Origin of the sequence: Promicromonospora sukumoe (assembly GCF_014137995.1) — a bacterium.
GTDB lineage: Bacteria > Actinomycetota > Actinomycetes > Actinomycetales > Cellulomonadaceae > Promicromonospora > Promicromonospora sukumoe.
On sequence record NZ_JACGWV010000001.1, the window covers coordinates 2,145,460 to 2,172,454 of the forward strand.

The following is a 26,995-nucleotide window of genomic DNA, read 5'->3' on the forward strand; positions in this document are numbered from 1 at the left end:
ACATGCCGACAAATGGTGGGATCAACATCGGCCGGACGGTGCAGTCCGCGATCTACCGCGACGGCGTCTACGGCCACCGCCCGGTGGTGCCCACCAGCCCCGACGCGCTCGCCGACGCCGCCCGACGACGCATGACCCGCACCGGCTGGTCCTACGTGTCCGGCGGCGCCGGCGCGCAGCGCACCGTGGCCGCCAACCGGGAGGCGTTCAGCCGGTACCGCACGGTGCCGCGCCAGATGGTCGACGTCGGCGAACGCTCCCTGGCGACCACGCTGTTGGGCCGCGAGCTGCCCGCCCCGGTGCTGTTCGGCCCGGTCGGCGCGCTGGAGCTGGCCGTGCAGCACCAGCGCGGCGGACGCGCCGCCGCCCCGCGCAACGCCGAGCCCGCGCTTGCCCGCGCCGCCCGCGACCTCGGGCTGCCCGTCGTCATCTCCTCCCAGGCGTCCACGCCCATGGAGCAGACCGCCGCCCAGCTCGGGGACAGCCCTCGCTGGTTCCAGCTCTACTGGTCGTCCGACGACGCCCTCGTCGAGTCCTTCGTCTCCCGCGCCGAGGCCAGCGGCTGCGAGGCGATCGTCGTCACGCTCGACACGCACGTGCTCGGCTGGCGCACCGCCGACCTCGACCTCGGCTACCTGCCGTTCGCCCGCGCCGAGGGCATCGCCCAGTACCTCAGCGACCCCCGGTTCCGTGAGCTCGTCGAGGCCCGGGTCCAGGAGGCTGCGTCGTCGGGAACGGAAGGGGAGGCGGCGACGTCGAACCGGCCCACGCCCGCCGCCGTCCGCTCCCTGCTCTCGATGGCGCGCCACCATCCCGGCCCCACCCTGCGCAACCTGGCCCAGCCCCACGCCCGCGCCGCCGTCGAGACGTTCCTGGGGGTCTTCTCCCGCTCGACGCTGACCTGGACCGACCTCGCCTGGCTGCGCGAACGCACCAGCCTCCCGATCCTGGTCAAGGGCATCCAGCACCCCGACGACGCCCGCGCCGCCCTCGACCACGGCGCCGACGGCATCATCGTGTCCAACCACGGGGGACGGCAGATCGACAACGCCGTCGCCTCGATCGACGCCCTCGCCCCCGTGGTCGACGCCGTCCGGGCGCAGTCCGGTGGGGGCTCGGGGCGCACGGTCCCCGTCCTGTTCGACTCCGGTATCCGCAGCGGCGCCGACGTCTTCACCGCGCTCGCCCTCGGCGCCGACGCCGTGCTCCTGGGCCGCCCCTGGGTCTACGGCCTCGCCCTCGCGGGCGCCGACGGCGTGCGCGCCGTCGCCGAGCACGTCCTGGCCGAGCTCGACCTCACCATGGCGCTCGCGGGTGTCTTCGCGACGGACCAGATCGGCCGCCACAACCTAGCCCTCTGACCGAGCACTCTGACTGTGCCCGTCGGGCACCGGCCATCCGCCCCTCACGTGTCAGACGTACAGGTCACCCCCGTGACCTGTACGTCTGACACGTGTGTCGGTATGAGATCGTGACCGCTCCAGCACCCACGATTCATGCGACCCGGGCAGACTGCGGCCATGACCGACGCCGTTCCCGGACCCGACTCGCAGGCGCCCGCTGCCCGTGAGACACCGACGCCCCCGAAGATGGGCCTCGAGCTGCAGGAGGGGGTGCGGGTCCCGCGCCGCCAGGTGATCTCCTGGGCGCTGTGGGACTGGGGCACCCAGCCGTTCAACACGGTGATCCTCACGTTCGTCTTCACCGCGCTGTACCTGACGACGGACGCGTTCCTGGACCCGGCCATCGCGGCCCTGAGCGAGGACGACCCCGCCTACCAGCACGGCCTTGCCGAGCTGAGCAGCGGGGTGGGTCTGTGGAACACCCTCGCGGGTCTGCTCATCCTCGTGCTCGCCCCCGTGCTCGGGCAGCGCGCCGACGCCAGCGGCCGGCGCAAGGCGTGGCTCGCCGGCGGCACGGTCGGCATGGTGCTGTGCATGCTCGCGCTCTGGTTCGTCGAGGCCGACCCGGCGTACTTCGTGCTCGGCGCCGCGCTGATCGGCCTCGGCAGCGTGCTCAACGAGATCGCCGGCGTGAACTACAACGCCATGATGGTGTCCGTCGCCACGCCGAAGACGGTCGGCAAGGTGTCCGGGCTCGGCTGGGGCCTCGGTTACGTCGGCGGCATCCTGGCGTTGCTGTTCGTGGTCATCGCCAACGGTGCGGACTGGTGGGGCATGCCCACCGACAACGGCCTCGCCTACCGTGTGATCGCCGTCGGCTGCGCGATCTGGGCGATCGCGTTCGCCTGGCCCATCCTGGCCTTCGTGCCGGAGCTGCCCCCCACCAAGGGCCGCGCCACGGTCGGCTTCTTCGCCAGCTACGTGGTGCTGTACCGCGACATCAAGGGCCTGTGGCACACCTCGCGCCGCACCTTCTGGTTCCTGCTGGCCAGCGCCGTGTTCCGCGACGGGCTGAGCGGCGTCTTCGCGTTCGGCGCGATCATCGGCAGCGTCAGCTTCGGGTTCTCCTCCGAAGAGGTGATCATCTTCGGGATCGCCGCCAACCTCGTGGCCGGCATCAGCACCGTCCTCGTGGGCATCGCCGACGACCGCTTCGGCCCGCGCTCCGTCATCCTCAGCACGCTCAGCATCATCGTCGTCGCGGGGCTGGGTGTCGTGTTCCTGCGCGACCTGGGGCCCATCGTCTACTGGGTGGGCGGGCTGACGCTCTCCGCGTGCGTGGGCCCGGCCCAGGCGGCGTCCAGGTCCTACCTCGCCCGCGTGACGCCGGCGGGCAAGGAGTCCGAGATCTTCGGCCTCTACGCCACCACCGGGCGCGCCTCGTCCTGGATGTCGAGCCTCCTGTGGACCGTCACCATCGCCGCGACGGGCGCGACCATCTGGGGCACGCTCGGGATCGTCGCCGTCGTGCTCTTCGGCCTCGTGCTGATGTGGTTCGTGCGGGAGGCGCCCCTGGCCGACGCCGGCACGACGGCCGGGCCGACGGCGGAACCGACGGGCGACCGTTCTGCGGTCTGACGCTCGGGCGGCTGGCTCGTGGTCGGCTAGCTGTCTGACGGCTGGTCATCGGCCCGGTGCGCTGCGGCGCGCCGGGCCGCCGTGCGCTCCTCCAGCTCGCGCCGCAGGGCTGCCTGCAACCGGTCGAGGTCCGCGAGCGGCCCCAGGTGCCCGAGCTTGCGGGGGTTGATCACACCGCGGATGCCCGACAGCAGTCCGTCCGACACCTCGAACGACCAGGTGCCGATCAGGCCGCCGCCGACGGCGTCGTCGGCCACGATGAGCAGTCCCGGCTCGCCGCCCACGAGCGCCCGCTCGAAGTGGAGCGGCGCGCCCCGGCTGATGAACGTGGCCAGCATGCGGGCGACCGTCACCCGCCCGGCGACCGGCCGGACGATCGACATGCCCTGCGGCACGTTCCCGCCGCCGTCGCCCGTGAGCACGACGTCCTCGGTCAGCAGCTCCAGGAACGAGTCGACCGCGCCGTCCTCGCACGCGGCCAGGAAGCGGGACACGAGCTGCTCGGCGCGCGCCCGGTCGGCCGCGCTGCGTGGCCGGGTGCTCCGTGCCGGGGCGGGGGTGTCGGCGTGCGTCTGCGCCGGTGGCTGGGCCTGTGCTGGGGGCTGTGCCTGTGCGCGGGGGTGTGCCGGGGTCGAGTTCTCGCTGGAGTTCGACGCCGGGGCCTGAGCCGTCGTGCTCGCCGCGATCCGACGTCGGGCACGCGAGGCGAGCTGCCGCGCCGCGACCTCGCTCGTGCCGATCACGTCGGCGGCCTGGCTGTGCGGGAAGCCGAGCACGTCGTGCAGCAGGAACGCGGCCCGCTCGGTGGGGGTCAGGGTCTCCAGCAGCACCAGGAACGCCGTGGAGAGGTCGTCGGCGAGCTCGGCGTGCCGCGCGACGTCGGGCGACGGCGTGGCCATCGCCACCGGGAGCGACGGGAAGGGGCCGACGAGCGGCTCCGGGAGCCACTCACCCACGTACGACTCCCGCCGCACCCGGGCAGAACGCAGCACGTCGATGGCGATCCGCGTCGTGACCGTGGTGACGAACGCGTCCGGGTTGCGCACGTCGGGCGTCTGCGAGACGCGCGTGAGCGCCTCCTGCACCACGTCCTCCGCCTCGGCGACGCTGCCGAGCATCCGGTAGGCCACTGTGAACGACAGTGGCCGCAGCCGCCCGAGCGCGGCATCGTCCAGGAAGGTGCCAGGGCGCTGCGCCGTGCCGGTGTCTCCTGGGTTCCTTGCGGTGCCCGACGGCGAGGTCAGGGGCTCCATCGACTCCGTCGGCTCCGTCATACGGACATCGTCTCGCGTCATACCCCCTCGACGGGACAGGGGTCCGAGACGTGACAGGAGCCCGAGACGTGACAGCCGCAACGGAGACATCGGCACGAGGGACGGGGGAGTGGAGCTCGGCCGCGGTCGGTAGTGGTGTGTCGTCGGACAGGTCGCGTTGTCGTGCGGGGTGCGCCGTCGGACGTGCCTGCCGTCGGACGACGCATGCTGAGTACCCTTGCGCTCGTGCGAACAACTGCTCTCGTCGTGCGTTTCCTCCTCGAGCTCGGCCTCGCCGCGGCCGCGGGCTACGCCGCCTGGAATCTCGCCGACGGCGGATGGCGCATCGCCGCCGTCGTGCTCGCGCCGATCGTCGTCATCGCACTCTGGGCGACGTTCCTTTCGCCGAAGGCCCCCGTGGTGATCCCGCCCTGGGTCAAGCTCGTGCTGGAGGCGGCCCTCTTCGGCGTCGTCGGATACCTGTGCTGGCGCGCCGGAGCCCCCGTCGCCGGGGCGGCGCTCGCGGCCGTGTGGCTGGTCGACCGGCTGGTGCTGTGGTTGACGCGCGGCACGCGCAGCGTCTTCGAGCCGGAGGCTGATACCGGGCCTCGGTGAGCGTTCGGGTGAGTCTCGCGGTGGGTCGTCGTCCTCGGGCGGATCACCGTGACCGCATGGCGTCGATCTCGTCGCGACGAAACAGGACGAGGCGGTCCAGGACGTCGTCGGGCAGCGGCCGCTCGGGCGTGAACCGCACGGTGCCCTTCGACGTGGAGTAGCCGGCGAGGTCCGGTGCGAGCGCGTCGATCGCGGACGGGCTGAACGGGTACAGCCCGATGTGCTTGGCCGTGGCCCGCGCCGAGACGAGCGGGCTGCCGCGGTAGCGCAGGGCGGCCATGCCGTAGCTCATGCCCTCCTCGGCGTCGGGCACGAGCTTCAGCGCGCGGGTCCGCACGTGTTCGACGGCGTCCTTGGCCGGTCCGTCCAGGCCGGCGATGTACTCGGTGAACTCGTCCATGAGCACAGCCTCGCCAGGTCGGCCGGGGACCGCGAGGGCAGGTAGCGCTGGCGCCTCCTTGCCCGGTGCGAAGGGTTATCCACAGATTTCAAATGTGCCTCGCGATGCGTATAAATGTTCGAGACAATGGTGTCAGGCGAACAGCGAGGACAGGGGGTGGCATCGATGGAGTCGAACAACGGGACGGGACCAGGAGGCGTGCCCCCGGCTGGTGCGGGCAACGGCGGTGCTGGTGCTTCTGACGCCGCTAGCGCTGCCGGCGGTGCCGGTGCCGGTGCCGGTGCCGGTGCTGGTGGCGGTGCTGGTGGCGGTGCCGTGGGTGTGGGTTCGTTGGAGGGTGTGCTGGCCCGGATCGAAACCGCAGTTGGTGAGCTGGCAGGCCTGCTCACCCCGGAGGTGCTCCGGGGGTGGGAGGCCCCGTCGGTGGGCCGTCTAATGGACGCGCACGCCCGGATCCGTCGGGTCGCGGGCCGGCTGGACGGGGTGCGGTTGACGGTGCTGCCGCGGATCGAGGACGACGGTTCCTGGCGGTCGGGCGGCATGGCCCGCACGTTCGCGTCCTGGCTCCGGCTGCGTGAGGGCGTCTCGGCGTCCACGGCCCGTAAGGACGTGACCACAGCCCGCCGCCTGGCGACCGCACTGCCCGCCACGCGGGAGCGCCTGGTGAATGGCACCGTGGGGGTGGATCACGCCCGGGTGATGACGGAGGTAGCGCCCACGAGCGAGACGCGCGAGGACGCCCTGGCGTGGTTGATCGATACCCGCACCGGTGAGCCGACGACCCCGGAGGCGTTCGTGCACACGGTCGCGGTGGACCTGCCGGACCCGCAGGACGACCCGGACGGCACCCGAACCCGCGACCGGATCACGCAGGTGCTGCAGACCGCGGTCAGCGAGGGCACGTTGGTCACGGGTGAGGGCCTGGTGCTACACGAGGCGGGGGTGTTGAACGCGGACCAGTTCCGGATCGTGGCCCGCCGGTTCGCGACGGTCACCGACCCCGACACCGACGACCTCGACGACGACAAGGCCGCCGCGGGTGAGTTCCTGGACGTGTCCAAGACGCTGGGCGGTTACCACGTGGCCGGGTTCCTCACCGACGAGCACGGCCTGCTGGTCACGACGGCGATCACCTCGCTCCTGGGCGCCCCGGCAGCGGGCGACGACAGGGGACCGGGTCAGCGTCGGGCGCAGGGCCTGGCGGATCTCGCGCGTCTGGTCCTGGACACCAACCAGGTCTCTCCGGGTGCGTCGATCCCGCCGCATCTGAATGTGACGGTGTCCTGGTCGGAGCTGGTTACCCAGGTCACCCGCACCCGCGACGGTTCCTGCCTGACCTGCGGCCAGACCGCCCCCGGCCAATCGCGCCGGGGGAGCGGCCGACGACCCGGGACGGGACTGACTGGCGGCGTCGCGGGTGCAGCAGACCCGGCGGTCCCAGCAGGACCCGCGGAGACCGCAGGATCGCCTGGTGCTGGTGCTGGTGCTGGTGCTGGTGCTGGTCCGGGGTTGTTGTCATCGGGTGGTGGGGTGTTTTCGGAGTCGGGTGGTCGGGTGCCGCGGGGGTTGTTGCGGCGGTTGGCGTGTGACAGTGCGGTCACCCGGGTGGTGTTCGGTCCGGATGGTGCGGTGGTGGATGTGGGTCGGGCGCAGCGGACGGTCTCGGGGCAGATGCGTCGTGCGGTGATCGCACGGGACGGGCATTGTGTGTTCCCGGGGTGTGATCAGCCGCCGTCGCGGTGCGAGGTGCATCACGCGGTCACGCACTGGGCCCAGGGTGGTGCCACGTCTGTGAGCAACAGTGCGTTGTTGTGCTGGTTCCATCACCAGCTCGTCGATACCCGGGGTATCGCCATGGCCTGGGCCGGCAAGCCCACCACGACCAGCACCACGGTGGGTGTGCTGGTGGAGACGGGGTGGGCGTTCACCGACGCGCGTGGTCACCGTATCCGCCTGCCCGAAGCGATCGAGCCTGCACCGGACAGCGGCGGGTCCGACGATCAGGCCGGCACGCCGCCGGCTGTGGCTGCATGACCGCCACGGCCGGACGGGGGTGTTGCAAGCCGAGCGCGGGTTCGGACCGAACCCTGCTGAGCCCGACGACCCGACCGGCACACCACATGCGGCGGCCGCATGACCAACACCTCCGGCGTCGGGCGGGCGAACACCACGCCCGCCCGACTGTGGCAACACGACCACGACCGCAGGACCGGTGCCAGCATCCCCTGTCTCTGTCGCGCCCGCTGTCACGGCCCGTCCGTGACCCGCCGCTGGATGCCCGAACCCCCCGGGGGTCTCAACCTGCCCAGGGGTCTCAACCGCGGGGCGAGGCGCACGACCACGCCGAGCAGGCCGCACCGTCCGGGTCAGCGCCCTCGATGCCGTGGGGTCTCAATCTGTCCTAAGTCTTAACCTGCCCTGGGCCTTCACCAGCCCTCAGGTCGGTGCCGTGCGCTGTCCCCGCCCTGCGTCGGAACAGCGCACGGGGCTCAGGACGCAGGGACCGAGCCCACGACCCGGGTCCGCCCCGCGAGCAGGACCGCCGTCGCCGCCAGCAGCCCCGTCAGGCCCAGGACGACGGCGTAGGCGGGCAGCCCGGCGACGTCGTACAGGGTCCAGAGCAGCGCGCCGGTCGCGGAGGACGCGATCGCCGCTGCGACGGCGTCGGCGACCTGGAGTGCGGACGAGGCCGAGCCCTGCTCGTGCGGCGGTGCCAGCTCGAGGGTGAGCACGGAAAGCGTCGGGTATACCAGGCCCATCCCGCTGCCCGAGAGCACCCAGAACGCCATCCCGACGCCGGCTGGCACGCCCGGGAGCACCAGCAGCGCCGCGCCGACCGTCCCGAGGGCGAGCAGGCCACCACCCAGCCGCACGTACCCGGCGTGGCTCAGGTGGAGCAGGTTGCGTCCCCGCACCCACGACGCTCCGGACCAGCCGAGAGCGCCCACCGTCAGGATCAGCCCGGCGCCACCGGGGCTCAGGTGCCGTTCGTGCACGAGCAGCAGCGGGAGCAGCACCTCGGCGCCCGTGAAGGCCCCCGATACCAGGGCCCGCACCGACACGACGGCCGGCAGCCCGCGTCCCGCACGCAGCACGGACAGGGCCAGACGCAGCGCCTGTACCACGGGCCGTTCGGGCTGAGCATCCGCGCGGTCGTCAGCACCGGTCCTGGGTGCGTCGCTCGCGACGCCGTGACTCGCGGCGGCAACCCGCGCGTCCGCCCGGTCGCCGACGAGGCCTCCGACGGGAACGGGGCGCGTGCCGCCGTCCGTATCGACCATTCGACCGGTTCCGGCTTCGGCTTCGGGACCGGCATCTGTGTCGCGTCCGCCGTTGCTCTCGCCGTCAAGCACCGCGCCGTCCAAACCCGTGCCGTCCAGGCCCACCCTGTCCGAAACCACCCCGTCCGACACGACACCCTCGGCCGACACCCGCCCCTCACCCCGCGCCGCCGTGAGCCCAGGGCGCATCAGGATCGCCGCCGGGACGGTGAGCACCGCGGCGCCGAGGAATACCCAGCGCCAGCCCAGGTGGTCCACGACGAGACCGGCCAGACCCGGCCCGACGATCGCCGGCACCACCCACGCCGCGGCGAACGCGGAGAACACCGCCGGACGACGTTCCGCGACGAACACGCGCGCCACCAGCACGTACAGCGCGACGCCGAACAGCCCGCTGCCGACACCCTGGACGGCGCGTCCGGCGATCAGGGCGCCCATGCCGGTCGCGGTCCCGGCGACCACGAGCCCGACCACGAAGAGGGCCACGCCGGTCCACATCGCCGGCGTCGGCCCCGTGCGGTCGCACCAGCGCCCGGCGGTGAGCATGCCGACCACGCTCGTCGCGAAGACCACCGCGAAGGCGAACGTGTAATGCCGCAGCCCGTCCAGGTCGACGGCGATCGTGGGCATCGCCGTCGCCACGGCGAGGGCCTCGAAGGCCCCGAGCGAGCAGAGCGCGATCATCCCGATCAGGACGAGGCGCTGCCCACCGGGGCTCAGAGAGCCGGGGCCCGCATCGATCTGCGCGTTCGTCCGCGCGCGAGAGGCGGGAGAGACGGTCGCGGTCACACCAGCACCACCTTGCCGGTCGTCCGACGCTCCTCGAGCTCGCGGTGCGCGCGGGCCGCCTCCGCGAACGGCACGCGGTGCTTCGCCACCCGCCACCGGCCCGACGCCGCCAGCGCCAGCGCGCGCTCCTGGCACGGCCGCTGGTCGGACATCGGAGGCGCCTGCGGCCCGACGGCGTAGCGCACCTCGACCGGCGACTCGATCTGGTCGTCCTCGGCCCAGGCGGTGTAGCGGTTCGGAGTCCCGGAGGCCCAGCCGTACGCGACGAGTCGGCCAGTCCCGTCGTCGCCAGTCTCGTCGCCGTCAGCCCCACCGCGATCAGCCGCACCGCCGTCGGCCCCGCGCAGCAGGCTCGTGGCGGCCGTGCCGAGGTCCCCGCCCACGCCGTCGAGCACGAGCGTCGCCGGGGAACCACGGAGCGCCGCTCGGGCCGTGTCCAGCCAGCCGTCGGCGGAGTAGTCGACCAGGGCCAGCCGGTCCGTGCCGGGCGTGTCGCCCCGCACGAGGTCGCCCAGGAGGTCCTGCAGCACCCGCAGCTTGGCGGGTCCGCCGGCGAGCGCGACGACGCGCGCGCCGGAGCGCAGCGCCTCCTGGACGAACAGGGTGCCGAGCCCGCCCGCGGCGCCCGTCACGACGACGACGTCGTCCGCCGTCACCGCGGCGATTTCGAGGGTGTAGACGGCCATCCGGCCGGTGCCGATCATCGTGATCGCGTCGGCGGGGTCCAGGGGAGCGCCGTCGGGCCCGTCCGGCAGGGCGTGCAGCTTCTCGGCGCCGACGACGACGCGCCGGGCGTACCCGCCGCCGTCGGGCACCGCGCCGAGGTGGGCCGCCACGGGCCGCCCGGCCCACGCGCTGTCGACCCCGGGGCCGACGGCGGCGACGGTGCCCGCGATCTCGCGGCCCGGCACGGTCGGGAGGCTGGGCAGGGGGAGCGGCGGGCCTGCCTCGCCGCGCCGGAGGCTCGTGTCCAGCAGGTGCACCCCGTGCGCGACGGCGTCGACGAGCACCTCGCCAGGTCCGGGAACGGGGTCCGGGACCTGCTCGAGCACGAGGACCTCCGGCGGTCCGAAGGAGTGGTGTCTGATCGCGTCCATGCGGCCATCCTTTAACCTGAACCAAAGTTGAGGTCAACACCAGAGATCAGCACCGCGAGCCAGCACGCACACCAGCACCGATTCTTGTGAGCCCTAGGAGGCCACCACGCATGGAAGCGCCCAACCCCGCCGTCCCCTGGGACCGTGACGAGCTTACTGTCGGCGACCTCGCCGCGCGGAGCGGTGTGGCGGTGTCCGCCCTGCACTTCTACGAGCGCAAGGGGCTGATCACGAGCCGGCGCACGTCGGGCAACCAGCGGCGCTACCGGCGCGAGACGCTCCGCCGGGTCGCGTTCATCCGGGTGTCCCAGCGGGTCGGCATCCCGCTCGCCGACATCGGCGCGGCGCTCGACACCCTGCCCGGCGACCGGACGCCGACGGCGAAGGACTGGCGCCGCATCTCGCAGGCCTGGCACGACGACCTCGACGCGCGGATCGAGCAGCTGTCCCGCCTGCGCGACCACCTCACGGACTGCATCGGCTGCGGCTGCCTCTCGCTGCGCCGGTGCGCGCTGACCAACCCCCACGACGCCCTCGCCGAGGCCGGCCCCGGCCCGCGCACGCTGCTCGTGGAGGGGCTGGAGCCGGACGGGGCGTAGCGCGGGTTGGGCGCATGTCCGGGCTGGCCTGCGTGTCGGTGTCCCCGGGTAGCGTTCGCGGGGCCGGACGACGACGCCGGCAACGACGACGTCGGCGACGACAGCACCGAGATGAAAGCGCCGACACGAGAGCGTCAGGACGGCCGACCGGGTGTGGGCCGAGCCTGAGCCGAGGGGGAGTAGTGGGTACGTACTTCGAGTGGGTCGCCGACCTGGACGCGACCGAGGCCGACGCGCCGGAGCTGGGCCGACGTGTCGTGGACACGCTCGTCGCGCGCGGGGTGCTGCTGCGGGAGATGTCCCCGGACGCGGCGCTCGGCGGCGTCGGCCACCTGCCCGGCCCCGCGTGGGCGGACACGATCGCAGGTTCAGGTTCAGGTTCAGACTCAGGATTGGGCACTGTCTCGGGCGAGACGCCGTGGGGCATGTCGGTCACGGTCGGCCGCGAGGTCTACGACGGCGGGCAGGGCGGCGTCGAGGCGGTGACCTGCCCCCGGTGCTCGGTGCGGAGGTCGTTCTTCGGGCCGCCCGAGGAGTTCGGCCCCACGTGCTCCGACGAGCACGGGCTGCGCTGGTTCTACGACGCGGCGGCGACCTGGCGCGACGGGGGCGCGGCCGACCTGGAGTGCCGCGCGTGCGGCGTCGCGGCGCCGGTCGCCGAGTGGTCGGCCGACGACGCCGCGCTGGCCTGCCTGGGCCTCACCTTCTGGGGCTGGGACGAGCTGCGCCCCGAGGCGATCGGCTGGATCGCCGAGGCGACGGGCGGGCACCGGATCGTGCGCGGCAGCGGCAAGGTCTGAGATACGGCGGCGTCCCCACCCGCTGACCACTAGGCTCGCGGCCATGGCTTCTGCACTGCCCTCGTCTGCACTGCCCAGCGTCCTGGTGCTCAACGGTCCCAACCTCGGCCGGCTCGGTGTCCGCGAGCCCGAGATCTACGGGCACGCGTCGATGGCGGACCTCGAGGTGGCCGCCGCGAAGTGGGGCGAGGACCTGGGCCTCGCGATCGAGGTGCGGCAGACCGACAACGAGTCGGAGATCGTCGGCTGGCTGCACGAGGCCGTCGACGCGGGTGCGCACGTGGTGCTCAACCCGGCGGCGTTCACGCACTACTCGTACGCGCTGCGCGACGCCGCCGCGCAGGTGACGACCGCGGGCCTGCTGCTGGTCGAGGTGCACCTCTCGAACCCGGCGACGCGGGAGTCGTTCCGGCACTACTCGGTCGTCGCCGGCATCGCGACCGGGACCGTCGCCGGTTTCGGGTTCGACTCCTACCGGCTGGCGCTGTCGGCGATCGCGGAGCGCTTGGCGGGCTAGCCGGTGCGAAGGGCTGACCGGAGCGACCGGCTCAACTGCTGCGGAGAGATGCTGCGGAGTGATCAGGCAGCCTCAGCCGACCTTGAGCAGGACCCATCAAGACCCAAGGCTTGATGTGTACCACTCAAGCCAAGAACCTTGAGATGATCCTGTAAAGCCTTTAGGCTTGAGCGATGATCGTCCTGACCGTCGACCAGCGCGGCTCCACCTACGCCGCCGACCGCGTTCCCGAGGTCCTCGCTGAGCTCGCGGAGCTGACGCGCGGCCGCGACGGCGTCGTCGTGCCGTTCGAGCGCACGGTCGGCGACGAGGTGCAGGGCATCCTGGCGGCAGGCCGGGCGGGCGCAGGGCTCGCCGTCGACCTGTCCCTCCATCTGCTGCGGGACCAGGGCTGGAGCATCGGCATCGGCGTGGGATCGGTCGAGGGCCCGCTGCCGAGCGTCTCCCGGGAGGCGCGCGGGTACGCGTTCTACCGTGCCCGCGACGCCGTCGAGCGGGCCAAGACGCGCGGCCGGGGCACGTCGATCGCGGTCGAAGGCCCGCCCCCGGGCGCGCCGGACCTGAGGGCGGCAGGCAACACCGAGTCCGGCAACACCGAGCCCCGCAGCACAGAACCCGACACCACCGCGTCCGATACCGAGCCGCCGGACCTGGCCGCCGAGGTGGAGGCGCTGCTGCGGCTGCTCGCCGCGATTCGCGCGCGCCGTACCCCCCACGGGTGGGAGGTCGCCGATACGCTCGCCTCGCTGGCGGACAAACCGGGACGACAGAGGATCGTCGCCCAGTCCTTGCAGGTCAGCGAGCAGGCGGTGAGCCAGCGGGTCCGTGCGGCCCTCTGGCAGGAGGAGGAAGCGGTGCGCCCGGTCGTGGTGCGGCTGCTGGCCGAGCTGAGCGGCTCGGTCGGCCCGGACCTGGTCGACGCGCCCGGGTCCGCCGACCAGCCGGCTGCCCGTCCGGCCGACGGCCCTGCCTGATCTGCACCACCAGCCCGTCCGAGCACCACGAAGAAGCGCGCCAAGAGCTGACGCGACAAGCTGAGGGGAACGTCACGCCGTGACCTGGGAGACCTTGAACTACCTCGACGGATGGCAGTGGGTCGCTGCTGCCGCGACCTGGCTGGTCACGCTGGCGCTCAGCGTGATCGTGGGCTCGTGGGTCGTGCCCTGGGTGCTGCGACGCGCGGGGCGGGGAGACCTGCCGTGGGCGCGGTACAAGCCGCCCGTCTACCCGCAGGCCGTGGAGCCGGGCGAGGCCGCATCGGGTGAGGGCGCCTCGGGCAAGGCCGCCGAAGGCACCGAGGCCGAGCCTGCCAAGGGCGAGAAGAACGAGAAGGGCTCGGGCGGCCTCGTGCCCGACGGCGAGGAGTCGCCGACCGGAACGATGCACCCGGACGCCGTCGCGATCCTGCGGGGCGGCGCGTGGCTCGGGGTGCTGGAGCGCCTGGCGATCACGGGCTCGCTGCTGGCCGGCTACCCGTACGGCATCGCGATCGTGATCGCGATCAAGGGCCTGGGCCGCTATGCCGAGCTGCGTGACCAGCCCGTCGCGTCCGAGCGGTTCGTCGTGGGTACGCTCGCGTCGCTGATCTGGTCGGTCGCGACCGGTCTGCTCGGGCTCATCGTGCTCAATGCGCTCGTGCTCTGACCGGTCCGTTAGACTTGACCGCTGCTGCTTGACACATCGCTTGATCACCCCAGCCGTCGGCCTCTTGTCGGCGTGCCCCGGGGTACACCCTTCACCCGACACAGGAAGACGAACGTGGCTACCTCCAACGACATCAAGAACGGCACTGTGCTCCGCATCGACGGCAACCTCTGGTCGGTCATCGAGTTCCAGCATGTCAAGCCGGGCAAGGGTGGAGCGTTCGTCCGGACGAAGATGAAGAACGTCCTCTCCGGCAAGGTCGTCGACAAGACGTTCAACGCGGGCATCAAGGTCGAGACGGCCAACGTGGACCGTCGCGACTTCCAGTACCTGTACATGGACGGCGAGGACTTCGTCTTCATGGACAACGACACGTACGACCAGATCAACGTGTCGGCAGCGACCGTGGGCGACGCGAAGGACTACATGCTCGAGGGCATGAGCGTCATGCTCGCGTCGAACGACGGCACCCCGCTCTACATCGAGCTGCCGGCGTCCGTCGTCCTGGAGATCACCTACACCGAGCCGGGCCTGCAGGGCGACCGCTCCACGGGTGGCACCAAGCCGGCGACCCTCGAGACGGGCGCGGAGATCCAGGTCCCGCTGTTCCTCGAGCAGGGCGTCAAGGTCAAGGTCGACACCCGCACGGGCGACTACCTCGGTCGCGTCTCCGACTGATCCACTCGCGGCGGGCCCGTCCCGGGTCCGCCGCACCGCAGTTCAGCAGCTGAGCCAGTTCAGTGGTCGTGCCAGTTCGGCAGCCGAGCCGGTTCAGCAGTCGAGTTTCGTAGCAGAGAGAGACCATGGGCGCACGCACCAAGGCGCGCAAGCGCGCCGCCGACATCCTCTTCGAGGCGGAGCAGCGCGGCATCGACCCGCTGAAGCTCCTCGCCGACCGTGTGGCCGTGCCGCACACCGAGGCCGCCGTGCCGCAGTACACGGTCGACATCGTGGAGGGCGTGGTCGCGCACCGCGACCGCATCGACGAGGTGCTGGAGACGTACTCCCAGGGCTGGACCCTGGACCGCATGCCCGCCGTCGACCGCGCGCTGCTGCGGATCGGCTCCTGGGAGGTCCTCTTCAACGACGACGTGCCCGACGCCGTCGCGCTCGACGAGGCGGTCGACCTCGCGGGCGACCTGTCGACGGACGACTCCCCGGCCTTCGTGAACGGCCTCCTCGGCCGGGTCAAGGACCTGAAGCCGACTCTGCTTGCGTGACACGGCTGGGCTTGCGTGACACGGCTGGCGTGACGCACGCGGACGCGTCAGCGCGAGCGAACGCATGACAGCCGGCGCAACCCGGCACGCACTGTGAGCACCGGTCCCGGCGCCCGACGGTTCGACGAGCGACGTCTGCTCGTCGCCCTGTTCGGCGCCGGGACCGCTGCGTTCGCGCAGCTCTACTCGCCGCAGTCCGTCCTGCCCGACGCCGCCCGCGAGCTCGCGACGTCGGCGTCCGCCACGTCGCTCCTGGTCTCCGCCGCGACCCTGGGCCTGGCGGTCGGCGTGGTGCCCTGGGCCTGGGTGGCCGACCGCGTCGGCCGGGTGCGCGCGATGACCGTGGCGATGCTCGGCGCCACCGCCGTCGGGCTCGCGGTGCCGTTCGCGCCGTCGTTCGAGCTGCTCGTTGCAGGGCGCGCCGTCGAGGGGCTGTTCGTCGCGGGCGTGCCCGCCGTCGCGATGGCGTACCTGACGGAGATGCTGATCGACGCGGGCGCCACGGCGATGGTGCCGCGCGCCGCCGGGACGTACGTGGCCGGGACGTCGATGGGCGGGCTGCTGGGCCGGCTGGTCTCGGGCGGTGTCGCCGAGCTGTTCGGCTGGCGCGCCGGCGTGGGCGCCGTCGCGGCGGCGTGTTTGATCGCGACCGCGGTGTTCGTCTGGCTGGCGCCCCGGGACCGCGGGCCGCGTCCCGGCGCGACGGGTCACCCCGACACGTCGGGCGCCGCGCCAGGCCGTGCCGGACGGCTCCGCGCGCTGCTCAGCCCGCGCCTGCTCGTGCTGGACGCCCAGGGGCTGCTGCTCATGGGCGGCTTCGTCGCGATCTACAACTACCTGGGCTTCCGCCTGACCGACGCCCCCGTCGGCCTCTCGTCCGGCGTGGTGAGCCTCGTGTTCCTCGCCTACCTCGCCGGGACGTGGTCGTCGGCCCGGACGGGGCGGCTCGTGGTGCGCCACGGGCGCCGCCGGGTGCTGATCGTCTCGGCGGGTGTGATGGCGCTGGGCGTGGTGGCCACGCTGTCGGCCTGGCTCCCGCTCGTGCTCGCGGGGCTGGTCGTGCTGACCGCCGGGTTCTTCGGCGCGCACGCCGTGGCCAGCGGGTGGACGCCGGTCGCCGCGCCCCAGGCGCGGACCCAGGCGGCGGCCGTCTACAACCTGGCCTACTACGCGGGGTCGAGCCTGTTCGGCTGGCTCGGCGGGGTCGCGTTCGCCCTGGCGGGCTGGCCGGGGACGGTCGCGATGGTGCTCGCCCTGGTCGTGGTCGCGGCGGGCCTGGCGGCAGCGGTGCTGCGGGACCAGCGGGCCTAGCGAAACTTACGCAACCGAAGGGTTGCACATCGAGCGTCACGGGTGCATCGTGGATGTGCAACCAAAAGGTTGCGCTTGTCGGTCCCAACCCGGAGGACACCATGACCACCACCCAGCCCCGCGCCAGCGTCGACCTCGACGCGCGCTCGGTCACGCGCACCGTGCGGGTCGCCGCCGGAGCGAACGCCGTCTGGCGCGCACTGTCCGAGCCCGAGCACGTCGCCGGCTGGTTCGGCGACGGCTGCGAGACCGACGACGGCGGCCCGCTCGCCGCCGGCACGCGGGGCCGGCTGCACTTCGAGGGCTACGGCTGGTTCGCCTTCGAGGTCACCCGGGCGGAGCCTGGCCGCGTGCTCGCGTACCGCTGGGGCCAGTCCGCGGAGGAGCCGGAGCGCATGACCGAGGCCACCTTCACCCTGGAGCCCGACGGCGACGGCACCTACCTCACCGTCCACGAGACCGGCTTCACCGGCGACACCGACGACGCCGTTCGCGCCGCCCTGGAGGGCAACCGCGAGGGTTGGGACGGCGAGCTGGACGAGCTCGTCGAGTACGTCGAGTCGCGCGCGTGGTGACGTCGCCCTCCCCGGTCGCCGCGTTCGCCGCGCTCGGCGACGAGACCCGCTGGGCCGTGCTCGAGGCGCTGGCGGGCACGGACCTCGCCGGCAGCACAGCCCCCGCCGGCAGCACAGCCCCCACCGGCAGCACAGCCCTCGCGGACGGCAACGACAGAGCCGGCCTCACCGCCTCCGCCCTCGCCGCGCGCCTGCCCGTGACGCGGCAGGCGATCGCCAAGCACCTCGCCTTGCTGGAGGCCGCGGGGCTCGTCGAGTCGTGGGTCGTGGGCCGGGAGCGGCGGTACCGCGCGCTCGGCGCGGAGCTGACGGCACTGGGCCGCCGGCTGGAGCGGATCGGGGACGCGTGGGAGGCGCGCCTGGGCCGCATCGCCGGCATCGCGGAGCGCCTGGAGCGCGGCTGACACTCGGCCGGCTCGGGCTGGCGACGGGGCCGACGACGGGCTCACCTGCGTGGTCCGCGCCGGACCACCGCCCCCGCCGCCGGGACGGACGCGCACACGTCGGACGACCGACGCCGATGTGAGCAACGCCCCTTCCGGCGGCGGTGGCCTCGGCGTCGGGCGCAGGTACGGCGCGTTAAGGTGGTGGCTGTCAGACTCCCTTTAATCCCGTCCCGTGAGGCGGAGAAGGAGGTCGCCAGATGAACCCTGGCACCCGCATGCCCGAATCCGGATCCACCCCGAGCGACACCCCCGGCGGGGCCCTCGGCGAGAGCCCCGGCACCGACGCCGCGCGGACGGTGCTCGGCGAGGCCGACATCGCCCGGGCGCTCACCCGCATCGCCCACGAGATCGTGGAGCGCAACAAGGGCGCCGCCGACCTGCTCCTGCTCGGCATCCCGACGCGCGGCGTGCAGCTCGCCCGGCGGCTGGCCGAGCGCCTCGCGCAGATCGAGCCCGCCTTCAGCGGCGACCACGGCACGCTCGACGTGACCATGTACCGCGACGACCTGCGGCGCCAGCCCACGCGCGCCGTCGGGCAGACGGTCCTGCCGGGCAGCCTGGACGGCACGATCGACGACAAGGTGGTCGTCCTCGTGGACGACGTCCTGTTCTCCGGCCGCACCATCCGCGCCGCGCTCGACGCCCTGAACGACCTGGGCCGCCCCCGGGTGGTGCAGCTCGCCGCCCTCGTGGACCGCGGGCACCGCGAGCTCCCGATCCGCGCCGACTACGTCGGCAAGAACCTGCCCACCTCGCGCAGCGAGCGCGTCAAGGTCCGGCTCGCCGACGTCGACGGGGGAGTCGACGCCGTCGTCATCAGCGGAGCGCCCATCAACCACGAGAGGGGCGACCGGTGAAGCACCTCCTGACCACCCAGGGCCTGTCCAAGGACGACGCGATCCTGCTCCTGGACACCTCCGCGCAGATGGCGGCCACGCAGTCGCGCGAGAACAAGAAGCTGCCCACGCTGCGCGGCCGCACCGTGGTGAACCTGTTCTACGAGGACTCCACGCGCACCCGCATCTCGTTCGAGACGGCGGCCAAGCGCCTGTCCGCGGACGTCATCAACTTCTCGGCCAAGGGCTCCAGCGTGTCCAAGGGCGAGTCGCTCAAGGACACGGCCCTCACGCTGCACGCCATGGGGGCCGACGCCGTGGTCGTGCGCCACTCGGCCTCCGGCGCGGCGCACCAGCTCGCGCACGCCGGCTGGCTCGACGCGGGCGTGCTCAACGCGGGCGACGGCATGCACCAGCACCCCACGCAGGCGCTGCTGGACGCGTTCACGATCCGCCGGCACCTCGTCGGCCGGGTGGGCGACGACGGGCGAGGCGTCGACACCTCGGTCGGCGCGGACCTGGCCGGCCTGCGCATCGCGATCGTCGGCGACGTGCTGCACTCCCGGGTCGCGCGCTCGAACGTCTACCTGCTGCACACCCTCGGCGCCGAGGTGACCCTGGTCGCGCCGCCCACCCTCGTCCCCGTGGGCGTGGAGACCTGGCCGTGCCGGGTCTCGTACCACCTGGACGAGACGCTCGAGCAGTGGCAGCCCGATGCGGTCATGATGCTGCGGGTGCAGCGTGAGCGGATGTCGGGCGGTTCGGGGTCGTTCTTCCCGAGCCCCATGGAGTACAGCCGCAAGTTCGGGTTCGACGCCCGCCGCCTCGCGGTCCTGCCGGACCACGCGATCGTGATGCACCCCGGGCCGATGAACCGCGGCCTGGAGATCTCGGCGGCCGCCGCCGACCACCCCCGCTCCGTGATCGTGGAGCAGGTGGCCAACGGCGTCGCCGTCCGGATGGCCGCGCTGTACCTGCTGCTCTCCGGCGACGACAGCACGAACACCCAGCAGACCAGCACCAGCACCGACGAGAGGACCGCCCTGTGAGCACCCCTTCAACCACGACCTACGTCCTGCGTGGGGTGCGTCCCTACGGCACGGACCCGGTCGACGTCGTGCTCGCGGACGGCGTGGTCGCCGCGATCGGCGCGCCGGGGACGGTCGAGGTGCCCGACGGCGCGCACGAGGTCGGTGGCGACAGCGGTAGCGACGAGGGCCTGGTGCTGCTGCCCGGCCTCGTCGACCTGCACACCCACCTGCGCGAGCCGGGCCGCGAGGACGCCGAGACGGTGTTCTCCGGCACCCGGGCCGCCGCCGCGGGCGGGTTCACGGCCGTGCACGCGATGGCCAACACGACGCCGACGCAGGACACCGCGGGCGTCGTCGAGCAGGTGCACCGGCTGGGCGAGCAGGCCGGCTGGGTGGACGTGCACCCCGTCGGCGCCGTCACGGTGGGCCTGGGCGGCGAGAAGCTCGCCGAGCTGGGCGCGATGGCCGACTCCGCCGCCCGCGTTCGGGTCTTCTCCGACGACGGCAAGTGCGTGCACGACCCGGTGCTCATGCGCCGCGCGCTGGAGTACGTCAAGGCGTTCGACGGCGTCGTCGCGCAGCACGCGCAGGAGCCGCGCCTGACCGAGGGCGCGCAGATGAACGAGGGCGTCGTCTCCGCGCAGATCGGCCTGACGGGCTGGCCCGCCGTGGCCGAGGAGTCGATCATCGCCCGCGACGTGCTGCTGGCCGAGCACGTCGGCTCGCGCCTGCACGTCTGCCACCTGTCCACCGCCGGCTCGGTGGAGATCATCCGCTGGGCCAAGGGCCGCGGCATCGACGTCACCGCCGAGGTCACGCCCCACCACCTGGTGCTCACGGACGAGCTGGCCCGCGAGTACGACCCGGTGTTCAAGGTGAACCCGCCGCTGCGCACCGCCAAGGACGTCGAGGCGGTCCGCGAGGGCCTGGCCGACGGCACCATCGACATCGTCGCCACCGACCACGCCCCGCACCCGGTCGAGGACAAGGACTGCGAGTGGTCCTCGGCCGCGTTCGGCATGACCGGCCTGGAGACGGCGCTGTCCGTCGTGCAGCAGACCATGGTCGACACCGGCCGTCTGACCTGGGCCGACGTCGCCCGCGTGCTCTCGGAGAACCCCGCGCGCATCGGCCGGATCAGTGCCACGCAGGGCCGGCCGATCGCCGTCGGCGAGCCCGCCAACCTGACCCTCGTCGACCCGGCCGCCACGCGCGCGGTCGACGGCGCCGCCCAGGTCACCGCCAGCGCCAACACCCCGTTCCAGGGCATGGAGCTGCCGGGCCGCGTGGTCGCGACGTTCCTCCGGGGCCGGGCGACCGTCCTGGACGGCGCGCCCGTCGACAGCACCTCCACCCTCGAAGGAGCCACCCGATGAAGATCCTCTCCATCGCCCTGCTGGTCGTCCTGGCGGTCTTCCTCGTGCTGTTCGTGACCCTCATCGGCCGACGGCGGCTCGCGCAGCGCACCACCACGGTCGTGCCGGTGCCGCCGCTGCCCACCCAGACTCCCGGCGACGTGCGCTTCGGCCCCGTCGAGGCCGTCTACGTCTCGACGACGCTGCACGGCGACTGGCTCGCCCGCGTCGGCGCGCACGGCCTGGGCGACCGCTCGCACGCGGCCGTCACCGTTCATGACAGCGGCGTCCTGATCGAGCGCGACGGCGCCGACGACCTCTGGGTCCCCGTCGAGACGATCCGCAGCGCCGGCCTCGCGCCGGGCATGGCCGGCAAGTACGTCGGCACGGACGGGCTCGTAGTCCTCACGTGGGCCGTCCCGGAGGCCGACGGCGTCGCGCCCGCCCTGGTCGACACCGGCCTGCGCACCCGGCGGGCGGAGGACCGCGGCGCCCTCGTCGACGCCGTCCACCACCTGCTCGCCGCGACCCAGCAGACCCAGCAGCACCCCGAACAGCAGTACCCGCACCAGCAGTACCCGCACCAGCAGGAGGCCCGGTGACCATCCCGATGACGTCCGCAGACACGTCCGCCCCGACGTCCGCCCCTACGTCGCCCCAGACGTCCACCCGATCCGCAGCGCTGGTCCTCGAGGACGGCACCACGTTCCGCGGCCGCGCGTACGGCGCCGCGGGCACGACGTTCGGCGAGATCGTGTTCTCCACCGGCATGACCGGGTACCAGGAGACGCTGACCGACCCGTCGTACCACCGGCAGATCGTCGTCATGACGGCGCCCCACGTCGGCAACACCGGCGTGAACGACGAAGACCCCGAGTCGGGCCGCATCTGGGTCTCGGGCTACGTGGTGCGCGACCCCGCGCGCCGGGTCTCGAACTGGCGCGCGCAGCGCTCCCTCGGCGAGGAGCTCGCCGCGCAGGGCGTCGTCGGCATCTCCGACATCGACACCCGCGCCCTGACTCGCCGCCTGCGCGAGGAGGGCACGATGCGCGCCGGGATCTTCTCCGGCGACGACCTGGAGCGCGGCGGCTACCCGCGTCCCGTCGAGGAGCTCGTGGCCGAGGTGCAGGCGTCCCCGCAGATGAAGGGCGCGAACCTCGCCGGCGAGGTCTCCACGAAGGAGGCCTACACGGTCGAGCCGTCCGGCGAGTGGCTGGAGAACAACCCCGGGCAGACCCCGGTCGCGACGGTCGTCGCGGTGGACCTGGGCATCAAGGCGATGACGCCGGCGCGGCTGGCCGAGCGCGGCGTGCGCGTCGTCGTCGTGCCGCAGTCCTCGACGATCGACGACGTGCTGGCCGCCTTCGCGGACCTGCCCGACGACGCCCCCCGCGGCGTCTTCTTCTCCAACGGCCCGGGGGACCCGGGCGCCGCCGGCCACGAGGTCGAGCTGCTGCGCGCGGTCCTGGACCGCGGCATCCCGTTCTTCGGCATCTGCTTCGGCAACCAGCTCCTCGGCCGGGCCCTCGGCTACGGCACGTACAAGCTCGGCTACGGCCACCGCGGCATCAACCAGCCCGTGCTCGACCGCACGACCGGCAAGGTCGAGGTCACCGCGCACAACCACGGCTTCGCGGTCGACGCGCCCGTGTTCGCCGAGGACGGCTCGCCCGCGATCTCCGACGCCCCGCACGACGGCGGCCGCTACGGCCGCGTCGTCGTGTCCCACGTGGGCCTGAACGACCAGGTCGTCGAGGGGCTGACCTGCCTCGACGTCCCCGCCTTCTCGGTGCAGTACCACCCTGAGGCGGCCGCCGGCCCGCACGACGCCGCGTACCTGTTCGACCGCTTCGTCGGCCTCCTGACGAACCCGGCGGCCTGGCCGCCGGCCCTGAAGGCGCACAGCACGACCCAGAACACGACCCAGAACGACACCGAGGAGAACCACTGATGCCTCGCCGTAACGACCTCTCCTCGGTCCTGGTCATCGGGTCCGGCCCGATCGTCATCGGCCAGGCCTGCGAGTTCGACTACTCCGGCACCCAGGCCTGCCGCGTGCTGAAGGAGGAGGGCCTGCGTGTCATCCTCGTGAACTCGAACCCGGCCACGATCATGACGGACCCGGAGTTCGCGGACGCCACCTACGTGGAGCCCATCACCACCGAGGTCCTGACCACGATCATCGCCAAGGAGCGCCCCGACGCGCTGCTGCCCACCCTGGGCGGGCAGACGGCGCTGAACGCCGCCATCGCCCTGGACGAGGCGGGCGTGCTGGAGAAGTACGGCGTCGAGCTGATCGGCGCCAACATCCCCGCCATCCAGAAGGGCGAGGACCGCCAGCAGTTCAAGGACGTCGTCGCCAAGTGCGGCGGCGAGTCGGCGCGCTCCGAGATCGTGCACACGATCGACGAGGCCCTCAAGGCGGCCGAGATCCTGGGCTACCCGATGGTCGTGCGCCCGTCCTTCACCATGGGCGGCCTCGGCTCCGGCCTGGCCTACGACGAGGCGGACCTGCACCGCATCGTCGGCCAGGGCCTGCACTACTCGCCCACCACGGAGGTGCTCCTGGAGGAGTCCATCCTGGGGTGGAAGGAGTACGAGCTGGAGCTCATGCGCGACAAGGACGACAACGTCGTGGTCGTGTGCTCCATCGAGAACGTCGACCCCGTGGGCGTGCACACCGGCGACTCCGTGACCGTGGCGCCCTCGCTGACGCTCACCGACCGCGAGTACCAGAAGCTGCGCGACATCGGCATCGCCGTGATCCGCGAGGTCGGCGTCGACACGGGCGGCTGCAACATCCAGTTCGCCATCGACCCCGACGACGGTCGCATCATCGTCATCGAGATGAACCCCCGCGTGTCGCGCTCCTCGGCGCTGGCCTCCAAGGCGACCGGCTTCCCGATCGCGAAGATCGCCGCCAAGCTCGCCGTCGGCTACACGCTGGACGAGATCCCGAACGACATCACCAAGGTGACCCCCGCGAGCTTCGAGCCCACGCTCGACTACGTCGTCGTCAAGGTGCCGCGGTTCGCGTTCGAGAAGTTCCCGGCCGCCGACGACACGCTGACCACCACCATGAAGTCGGTGGGCGAGGCCATGGCGCTCGGCCGCAACTTCACGGAGGCGCTCGGCAAGGCGCTGCGCTCCATCGACAAGGGCGGGGTGCAGTTCCACTGGGACGGTGACGCCCCGACCGGCGACGAGCTCGCGACGCTGCTCAAGGAGATCGAGCGGCCCACCGAGCAGCGCATGGTCCAGGTCCAGCAGGCCCTGCGGTCCGTCGGCACGCCCGGCGGCACCACGCTGGAGGCGGTCTTCGACGCCACCAAGATCGACCCCTGGTTCCTCGACCAGATCCAGCTCGTCAACGAGGTGGCGGCCGAGGTCGCGGCGTCGCCCACCCTCACCGAGGACGTGCTGCGGCACGCCAAGCGGCACGGGCTCTCGGACGCCCAGGTCGCGCGGCTGCGCGGCATGGGCGCCTCCGGCGAGGCCACGGTGCGCGAGGTCCGGTACGCCCTGGGCGTCCGCCCGGTCTACAAGACCGTGGACACCTGCGCGGCCGAGTTCGCGGCGAAGACCCCGTACCACTACTCGAGCTACGACTCCGAGACCGAGGTCGCGCCGCGCGAGCGCGAGGCCGTGATCATCCTCGGCTCCGGGCCCAACCGCATCGGCCAGGGCATCGAGTTCGACTACTCGTGCGTGCACGCCACCCTCGCGCTGGCGGACAAGTACGAGACCGTCATGGTCAACTGCAACCCGGAGACGGTCTCCACGGACTACGACACGTCCGACCGCCTGTACTTCGAGCCGCTGACCTTCGAGGACGTCCTGGAGGTCTACCAGGCCGAGCTCGCCGCCGGTCCGGTCAAGGGCATCATCGTCCAGCTCGGCGGGCAGACGCCGCTCAGCCTGGCGCGGCGCCTGGCCGAGGCCGGCCTGCCGATCCTGGGCACCAGCCCCGAGGCGATCGACGCCGCGGAGGACCGCGGCCTCTTCGGGCAGGTCCTGCTCGACGCCGGCCTGCCGGCCCCCGCGTTCGGCACGGCCCGCTCGCTGACCCAGGCGCGCGACGTCGCCGAGGGCATCGGCTACCCCGTGCTCGTGCGTCCCTCCTACGTGCTCGGCGGGCGCGGCATGGAGATCGTCTACAGCGAGGACCAGCTCACCGGCTACGTGGAGCGGGCCCTGACCGAGAGTGCTGCGGCCGCCGCGCTGAACGGCGCGCCCGGCACCCTGGCCGCCCCGCTGCTCATCGACCGCTTCCTGGACGACGCGATGGAGATCGACGTCGACGCGCTGTACGACGGCGAGGAGCTGTTCCTGGGCGGCGTCATGGAGCACATCGAGGAGGCCGGCATCCACTCCGGCGACTCGGCGTGCGTGCTGCCGCCGGTGTCGCTCAGCGAGACCGAGATCGCGCGCATCCGCCGCTCCACCGAGGCCATCGCCAAGGGCGTGGGCGTCCGGGGCCTGCTCAACGTCCAGTACGCGCTCGTGAGCGACGTCCTGTACGTCCTGGAGGCCAACCCCCGCGCGTCGCGCACCGTGCCGTTCGTCTCCAAGGCGACGGGCACGCCGCTCGCCAAGGCCGCGGCCCGTGTGATGGTGGGCGAGTCCATCGCCGACCTGCGGGCGGCCGGGGTGCTCCCGGAGCACGACGGCGCCACGCTCGACCTGGGCGCGCCGCTGGCCGTCAAGGAGGCCGTGCTGCCCTTCAAGCGGTTCCGGACCCGCGAGGGCCTGGTCGTCGACTCGGTGCTCGGCCCGGAGATGCGCTCCACGGGCGAGGTCATGGGCTTCGACAAGGACTTCCCGCACGCGTTCGCGAAGTCGCAGGCGGCGGCGTTCGGCGGGCTGCCGACGTCGGGCACGGTGTTCGTCTCCGTGGCCGACAGCGACAAGCGGCACGTCGTCTTCCCGGTCAAGCGCCTGGTCGAGCTCGGCTTCAAGGTGCTCGCCACGGCCGGCACCGCCAACGTGCTGCGCCGCAACGGCATCGAGGCCACCGAGGTGCGCAAGCACACCGAGGGCCGCGGGCCGGACGGCGAGCTCACCGTCGTCGGGCTCATCACCGAGGGGCAGATCGACCTCGTGGTGAACTCGCCGTCGGGCCAGGGCGCCCGCGCGGACGGGTACGAGATCCGCGCGGCGACGACGGCGGCCGACAAGCCGATCGCGACCACGGTCGACCAGCTCGCGGCCGCGGTGCAGGGCATCGAGGCGGTCCTGGCGGGCCCGTTCGAGGTCGCGAGCCTCCAGGAGCACACGGAGGCCACCCTGGCGCGCCGTGCGGCCGCGCAGGTGGGCGTCGTGGCATCCCCGGCGGGGGCGCACGCGTGACCGCGACTCCTGGTGGCGGTGTCACGCCGTTCGGCGCCCGGCTGGCCGCCGCCATGGACGAGCACGGGCCGCTGTGCGTGGGCATCGACCCGCACGCGTCGCTCCTGCACGCCTGGGGCCTGTCCGACGACGTCGCCGGCCTGCGGGAGTTCTCCCTGCGGGTCGTGGACGCGCTCGGGGGGAAGGTCGCGGCGTTCAAGCCGCAGGCCGCGTTCTTCGAACGGCACGGCTCGCGCGGTCTCGGGGTGCTGGAGGAGGTGATCGCGGCTGCGCGGGCGACCGGCTCCGGCGGCTCGGGCACGCTGACGATCGTCGACGCCAAGCGCGGCGACATCGGCTCCACCATGGGCGCCTACGCCGAGGCGTTCCTGGCGGACGGCTCGCCCCTGGCCGGGGACGCCCTGACGGTGTCGCCGTACCTCGGGTTCGGCTCGCTGGACCCCGCCGTCGAGCTCGCGACGGCCACGGGCCGGGGTCTGTTCGTGCTGTGCCTCACCTCCAACAAGGAGGGCTTCGAGGTGCAGCACGCTCAGACAGATGGCACCTCCGTCGCCGCCCTCATGGCGGCGCACGCGGCGGTGCTCAACGCGGGGGCCGAGCCGATGGGCTCGGTGGGCCTCGTGGTGGGCGCCACGATCGGTGACGCCGTGGCCGCGACGGGTACCGACCTGGTGGCCGTGAACGGCCCGCTGCTGGCCCCCGGCGTCGGCGCCCAGGGTGCGGGGGAGCGGGAGCTCGCCACGACCTTCGGCGGTGCCCGGAAGAACGTGCTGGCGTCGTCGTCCCGGGGGGTGCTCGCCGCAGGACCGGACCCGGAGGCGCTGGTGAGCGCCGCGCGGGCGGCCGCGCAGGAGGCGACGAAGGCCTTGCGAAACTGATTTTCGCGCTTCACCTCG

Annotated in this window: 25 protein-coding genes; 21 read left to right on the plus strand and 4 right to left on the minus strand. The window is 72.8% G+C overall.

Annotation, left to right across the window (positions count from 1 at the left end; translation table 11 throughout):
- The first annotated feature begins 2 nt into the window (after window positions 1–2).
- Together FHX71_RS09440 and FHX71_RS09445 are read left to right on the plus strand one after the other, a co-directional pair.
- Window positions 3–1,361, plus strand: a complete 1,359-nt coding sequence (locus FHX71_RS09440; RefSeq protein WP_182615673.1) for an alpha-hydroxy-acid oxidizing protein — start codon at window positions 3–5, stop codon at window positions 1,359–1,361.
- Window positions 1,362–1,520: 159 nt separating this feature from the next.
- Window positions 1,521–2,981: an MFS transporter gene (locus FHX71_RS09445; protein ID WP_182615675.1), complete on the plus strand. Its 1,461-nt coding sequence runs from the start codon at window positions 1,521–1,523 to the stop codon at window positions 2,979–2,981.
- Window positions 2,982–3,007: 26 nt separating this feature from the next.
- Here the strand turns inward: FHX71_RS09445 and FHX71_RS09450 are convergent, their stop codons facing one another.
- On the minus strand, window positions 3,008–4,255 hold the full coding sequence (locus FHX71_RS09450) for a sigma-70 family RNA polymerase sigma factor (protein ID WP_246402436.1): 1,248 nt from the start codon (window positions 4,253–4,255) through the stop codon (window positions 3,008–3,010).
- A gap of 225 nt (window positions 4,256–4,480) precedes the next feature.
- On the opposite strand from FHX71_RS09450, the gene FHX71_RS09455 reads away from it, so the two are divergent.
- Window positions 4,481–4,849, plus strand: coding sequence for a YrdB family protein (locus FHX71_RS09455; RefSeq protein ID WP_182615677.1), 369 nt, complete (start codon window positions 4,481–4,483; stop codon window positions 4,847–4,849).
- 43 nt (window positions 4,850–4,892) lie between these two features.
- On the opposite strand, the gene FHX71_RS09460 is transcribed toward FHX71_RS09455, so the two are convergent.
- Window positions 4,893–5,249: an iron chaperone gene (locus FHX71_RS09460; protein WP_182615679.1), complete on the minus strand. Its 357-nt coding sequence runs from the start codon at window positions 5,247–5,249 to the stop codon at window positions 4,893–4,895.
- 165 nt (window positions 5,250–5,414) lie between these two features.
- On the opposite strand from FHX71_RS09460, the gene FHX71_RS28795 reads away from it, so the two are divergent.
- Window positions 5,415–7,283: an HNH endonuclease signature motif containing protein gene (locus tag FHX71_RS28795; RefSeq protein ID WP_246402989.1), complete on the plus strand. Its 1,869-nt coding sequence runs from the start codon at window positions 5,415–5,417 to the stop codon at window positions 7,281–7,283.
- 455 nt (window positions 7,284–7,738) lie between these two features.
- Here FHX71_RS28795 and FHX71_RS09470 read toward each other — a convergent pair whose 3' ends face one another.
- Together FHX71_RS09470 and FHX71_RS09475 are read right to left on the minus strand one after the other, a co-directional pair.
- Window positions 7,739–9,319 carry an MFS transporter gene (locus FHX71_RS09470; RefSeq protein ID WP_182615681.1) on the minus strand — a complete coding sequence of 527 codons (1,581 nt, stop codon included), beginning with the start codon at window positions 9,317–9,319 and terminating at the stop codon, window positions 7,739–7,741.
- On the minus strand, window positions 9,316–10,416 hold the full coding sequence (locus FHX71_RS09475; protein WP_182615683.1) for an alcohol dehydrogenase catalytic domain-containing protein: 1,101 nt from the start codon (window positions 10,414–10,416) through the stop codon (window positions 9,316–9,318). Before FHX71_RS09475 ends, FHX71_RS09470 begins: the two co-directional genes overlap by 4 nt.
- A gap of 110 nt (window positions 10,417–10,526) precedes the next feature.
- Here FHX71_RS09475 and soxR point away from each other — a divergent pair, with 110 nt between their 5' ends.
- The 17 genes from soxR to pyrF all read left to right on the plus strand — a co-directional run bounded on the left by soxR (window position 10,527) and on the right by pyrF (window position 26,977).
- Complete coding sequence (gene soxR, locus FHX71_RS09480; RefSeq protein WP_182615685.1) at window positions 10,527–11,015, plus strand: redox-sensitive transcriptional activator SoxR; 489 nt, start codon at window positions 10,527–10,529, stop codon at window positions 11,013–11,015.
- Between the two features lie 182 nt (window positions 11,016–11,197).
- The gene (locus FHX71_RS09485) at window positions 11,198–11,815 is read left to right on the plus strand and encodes a hypothetical protein (RefSeq protein ID WP_182615687.1); all 618 of its coding nucleotides are present in this window, start codon (window positions 11,198–11,200) and stop codon (window positions 11,813–11,815) included.
- Window positions 11,816–11,858: 43 nt separating this feature from the next.
- Window positions 11,859–12,332, plus strand: coding sequence for a type II 3-dehydroquinate dehydratase (locus FHX71_RS09490; RefSeq protein ID WP_182615689.1), 474 nt, complete (start codon window positions 11,859–11,861; stop codon window positions 12,330–12,332).
- A 173-nt stretch (window positions 12,333–12,505) separates the two neighbouring features.
- Complete coding sequence (locus FHX71_RS09495; RefSeq protein WP_246402440.1) at window positions 12,506–13,306, plus strand: hypothetical protein; 801 nt, start codon at window positions 12,506–12,508, stop codon at window positions 13,304–13,306.
- 79 nt (window positions 13,307–13,385) lie between these two features.
- Window positions 13,386–13,976 (plus strand): hypothetical protein, encoded by a 591-nt coding sequence (locus FHX71_RS09500; RefSeq protein WP_312876979.1) that lies wholly within the window; start codon window positions 13,386–13,388, stop codon window positions 13,974–13,976.
- Window positions 13,977–14,090: 114 nt separating this feature from the next.
- On the plus strand, window positions 14,091–14,654 hold the full coding sequence (gene efp / locus FHX71_RS09505; protein WP_182615691.1) for an elongation factor P: 564 nt from the start codon (window positions 14,091–14,093) through the stop codon (window positions 14,652–14,654).
- 125 nt (window positions 14,655–14,779) lie between these two features.
- Window positions 14,780–15,196, plus strand: a complete 417-nt coding sequence (gene nusB / locus FHX71_RS09510; protein ID WP_182615693.1) for a transcription antitermination factor NusB — start codon at window positions 14,780–14,782, stop codon at window positions 15,194–15,196.
- Between the two features lie 93 nt (window positions 15,197–15,289).
- Window positions 15,290–16,507: an MFS transporter gene (locus FHX71_RS09515; RefSeq protein WP_182615695.1), complete on the plus strand. Its 1,218-nt coding sequence runs from the start codon at window positions 15,290–15,292 to the stop codon at window positions 16,505–16,507.
- 101 nt (window positions 16,508–16,608) lie between these two features.
- Window positions 16,609–17,082: an SRPBCC domain-containing protein gene (locus FHX71_RS09520; protein ID WP_182615697.1), complete on the plus strand. Its 474-nt coding sequence runs from the start codon at window positions 16,609–16,611 to the stop codon at window positions 17,080–17,082.
- Window positions 17,076–17,486, plus strand: coding sequence for an ArsR/SmtB family transcription factor (locus tag FHX71_RS09525; RefSeq protein WP_312876980.1), 411 nt, complete (start codon window positions 17,076–17,078; stop codon window positions 17,484–17,486). Before FHX71_RS09520 ends, FHX71_RS09525 begins: the two co-directional genes overlap by 7 nt.
- A gap of 257 nt (window positions 17,487–17,743) precedes the next feature.
- Entirely contained in the window at window positions 17,744–18,385 is a 642-nt protein-coding gene (gene pyrR, locus FHX71_RS09530) for a bifunctional pyr operon transcriptional regulator/uracil phosphoribosyltransferase PyrR (RefSeq protein ID WP_182615699.1), read from the plus strand.
- Window positions 18,382–19,413 carry an aspartate carbamoyltransferase catalytic subunit gene (locus tag FHX71_RS09535; protein ID WP_182615701.1) on the plus strand — a complete coding sequence of 344 codons (1,032 nt, stop codon included), beginning with the start codon at window positions 18,382–18,384 and terminating at the stop codon, window positions 19,411–19,413. The genes pyrR and FHX71_RS09535 overlap by 4 nt, the downstream gene beginning before the upstream one ends.
- Window positions 19,410–20,771 (plus strand): dihydroorotase, encoded by a 1,362-nt coding sequence (locus tag FHX71_RS09540; protein ID WP_182615703.1) that lies wholly within the window; start codon window positions 19,410–19,412, stop codon window positions 20,769–20,771. The genes FHX71_RS09535 and FHX71_RS09540 overlap by 4 nt, the downstream gene beginning before the upstream one ends.
- Window positions 20,768–21,352, plus strand: coding sequence for a PH-like domain-containing protein (locus FHX71_RS09545; RefSeq protein ID WP_182615705.1), 585 nt, complete (start codon window positions 20,768–20,770; stop codon window positions 21,350–21,352). Before FHX71_RS09540 ends, FHX71_RS09545 begins: the two co-directional genes overlap by 4 nt.
- An 8-nt stretch (window positions 21,353–21,360) precedes the next feature.
- The gene (gene carA / locus FHX71_RS09550; protein ID WP_182618587.1) at window positions 21,361–22,701 is read left to right on the plus strand and encodes a glutamine-hydrolyzing carbamoyl-phosphate synthase small subunit; all 1,341 of its coding nucleotides are present in this window, start codon (window positions 21,361–21,363) and stop codon (window positions 22,699–22,701) included.
- On the plus strand, window positions 22,701–26,099 hold the full coding sequence (gene carB, locus FHX71_RS09555) for a carbamoyl-phosphate synthase large subunit (protein ID WP_182615707.1): 3,399 nt from the start codon (window positions 22,701–22,703) through the stop codon (window positions 26,097–26,099). Before carA ends, carB begins: the two co-directional genes overlap by 1 nt.
- Window positions 26,096–26,977, plus strand: a complete 882-nt coding sequence (gene pyrF / locus FHX71_RS09560; protein ID WP_182615709.1) for an orotidine-5'-phosphate decarboxylase — start codon at window positions 26,096–26,098, stop codon at window positions 26,975–26,977. The genes carB and pyrF overlap by 4 nt, the downstream gene beginning before the upstream one ends.
- The last annotated feature ends 18 nt before the right edge of the window (window positions 26,978–26,995 follow it).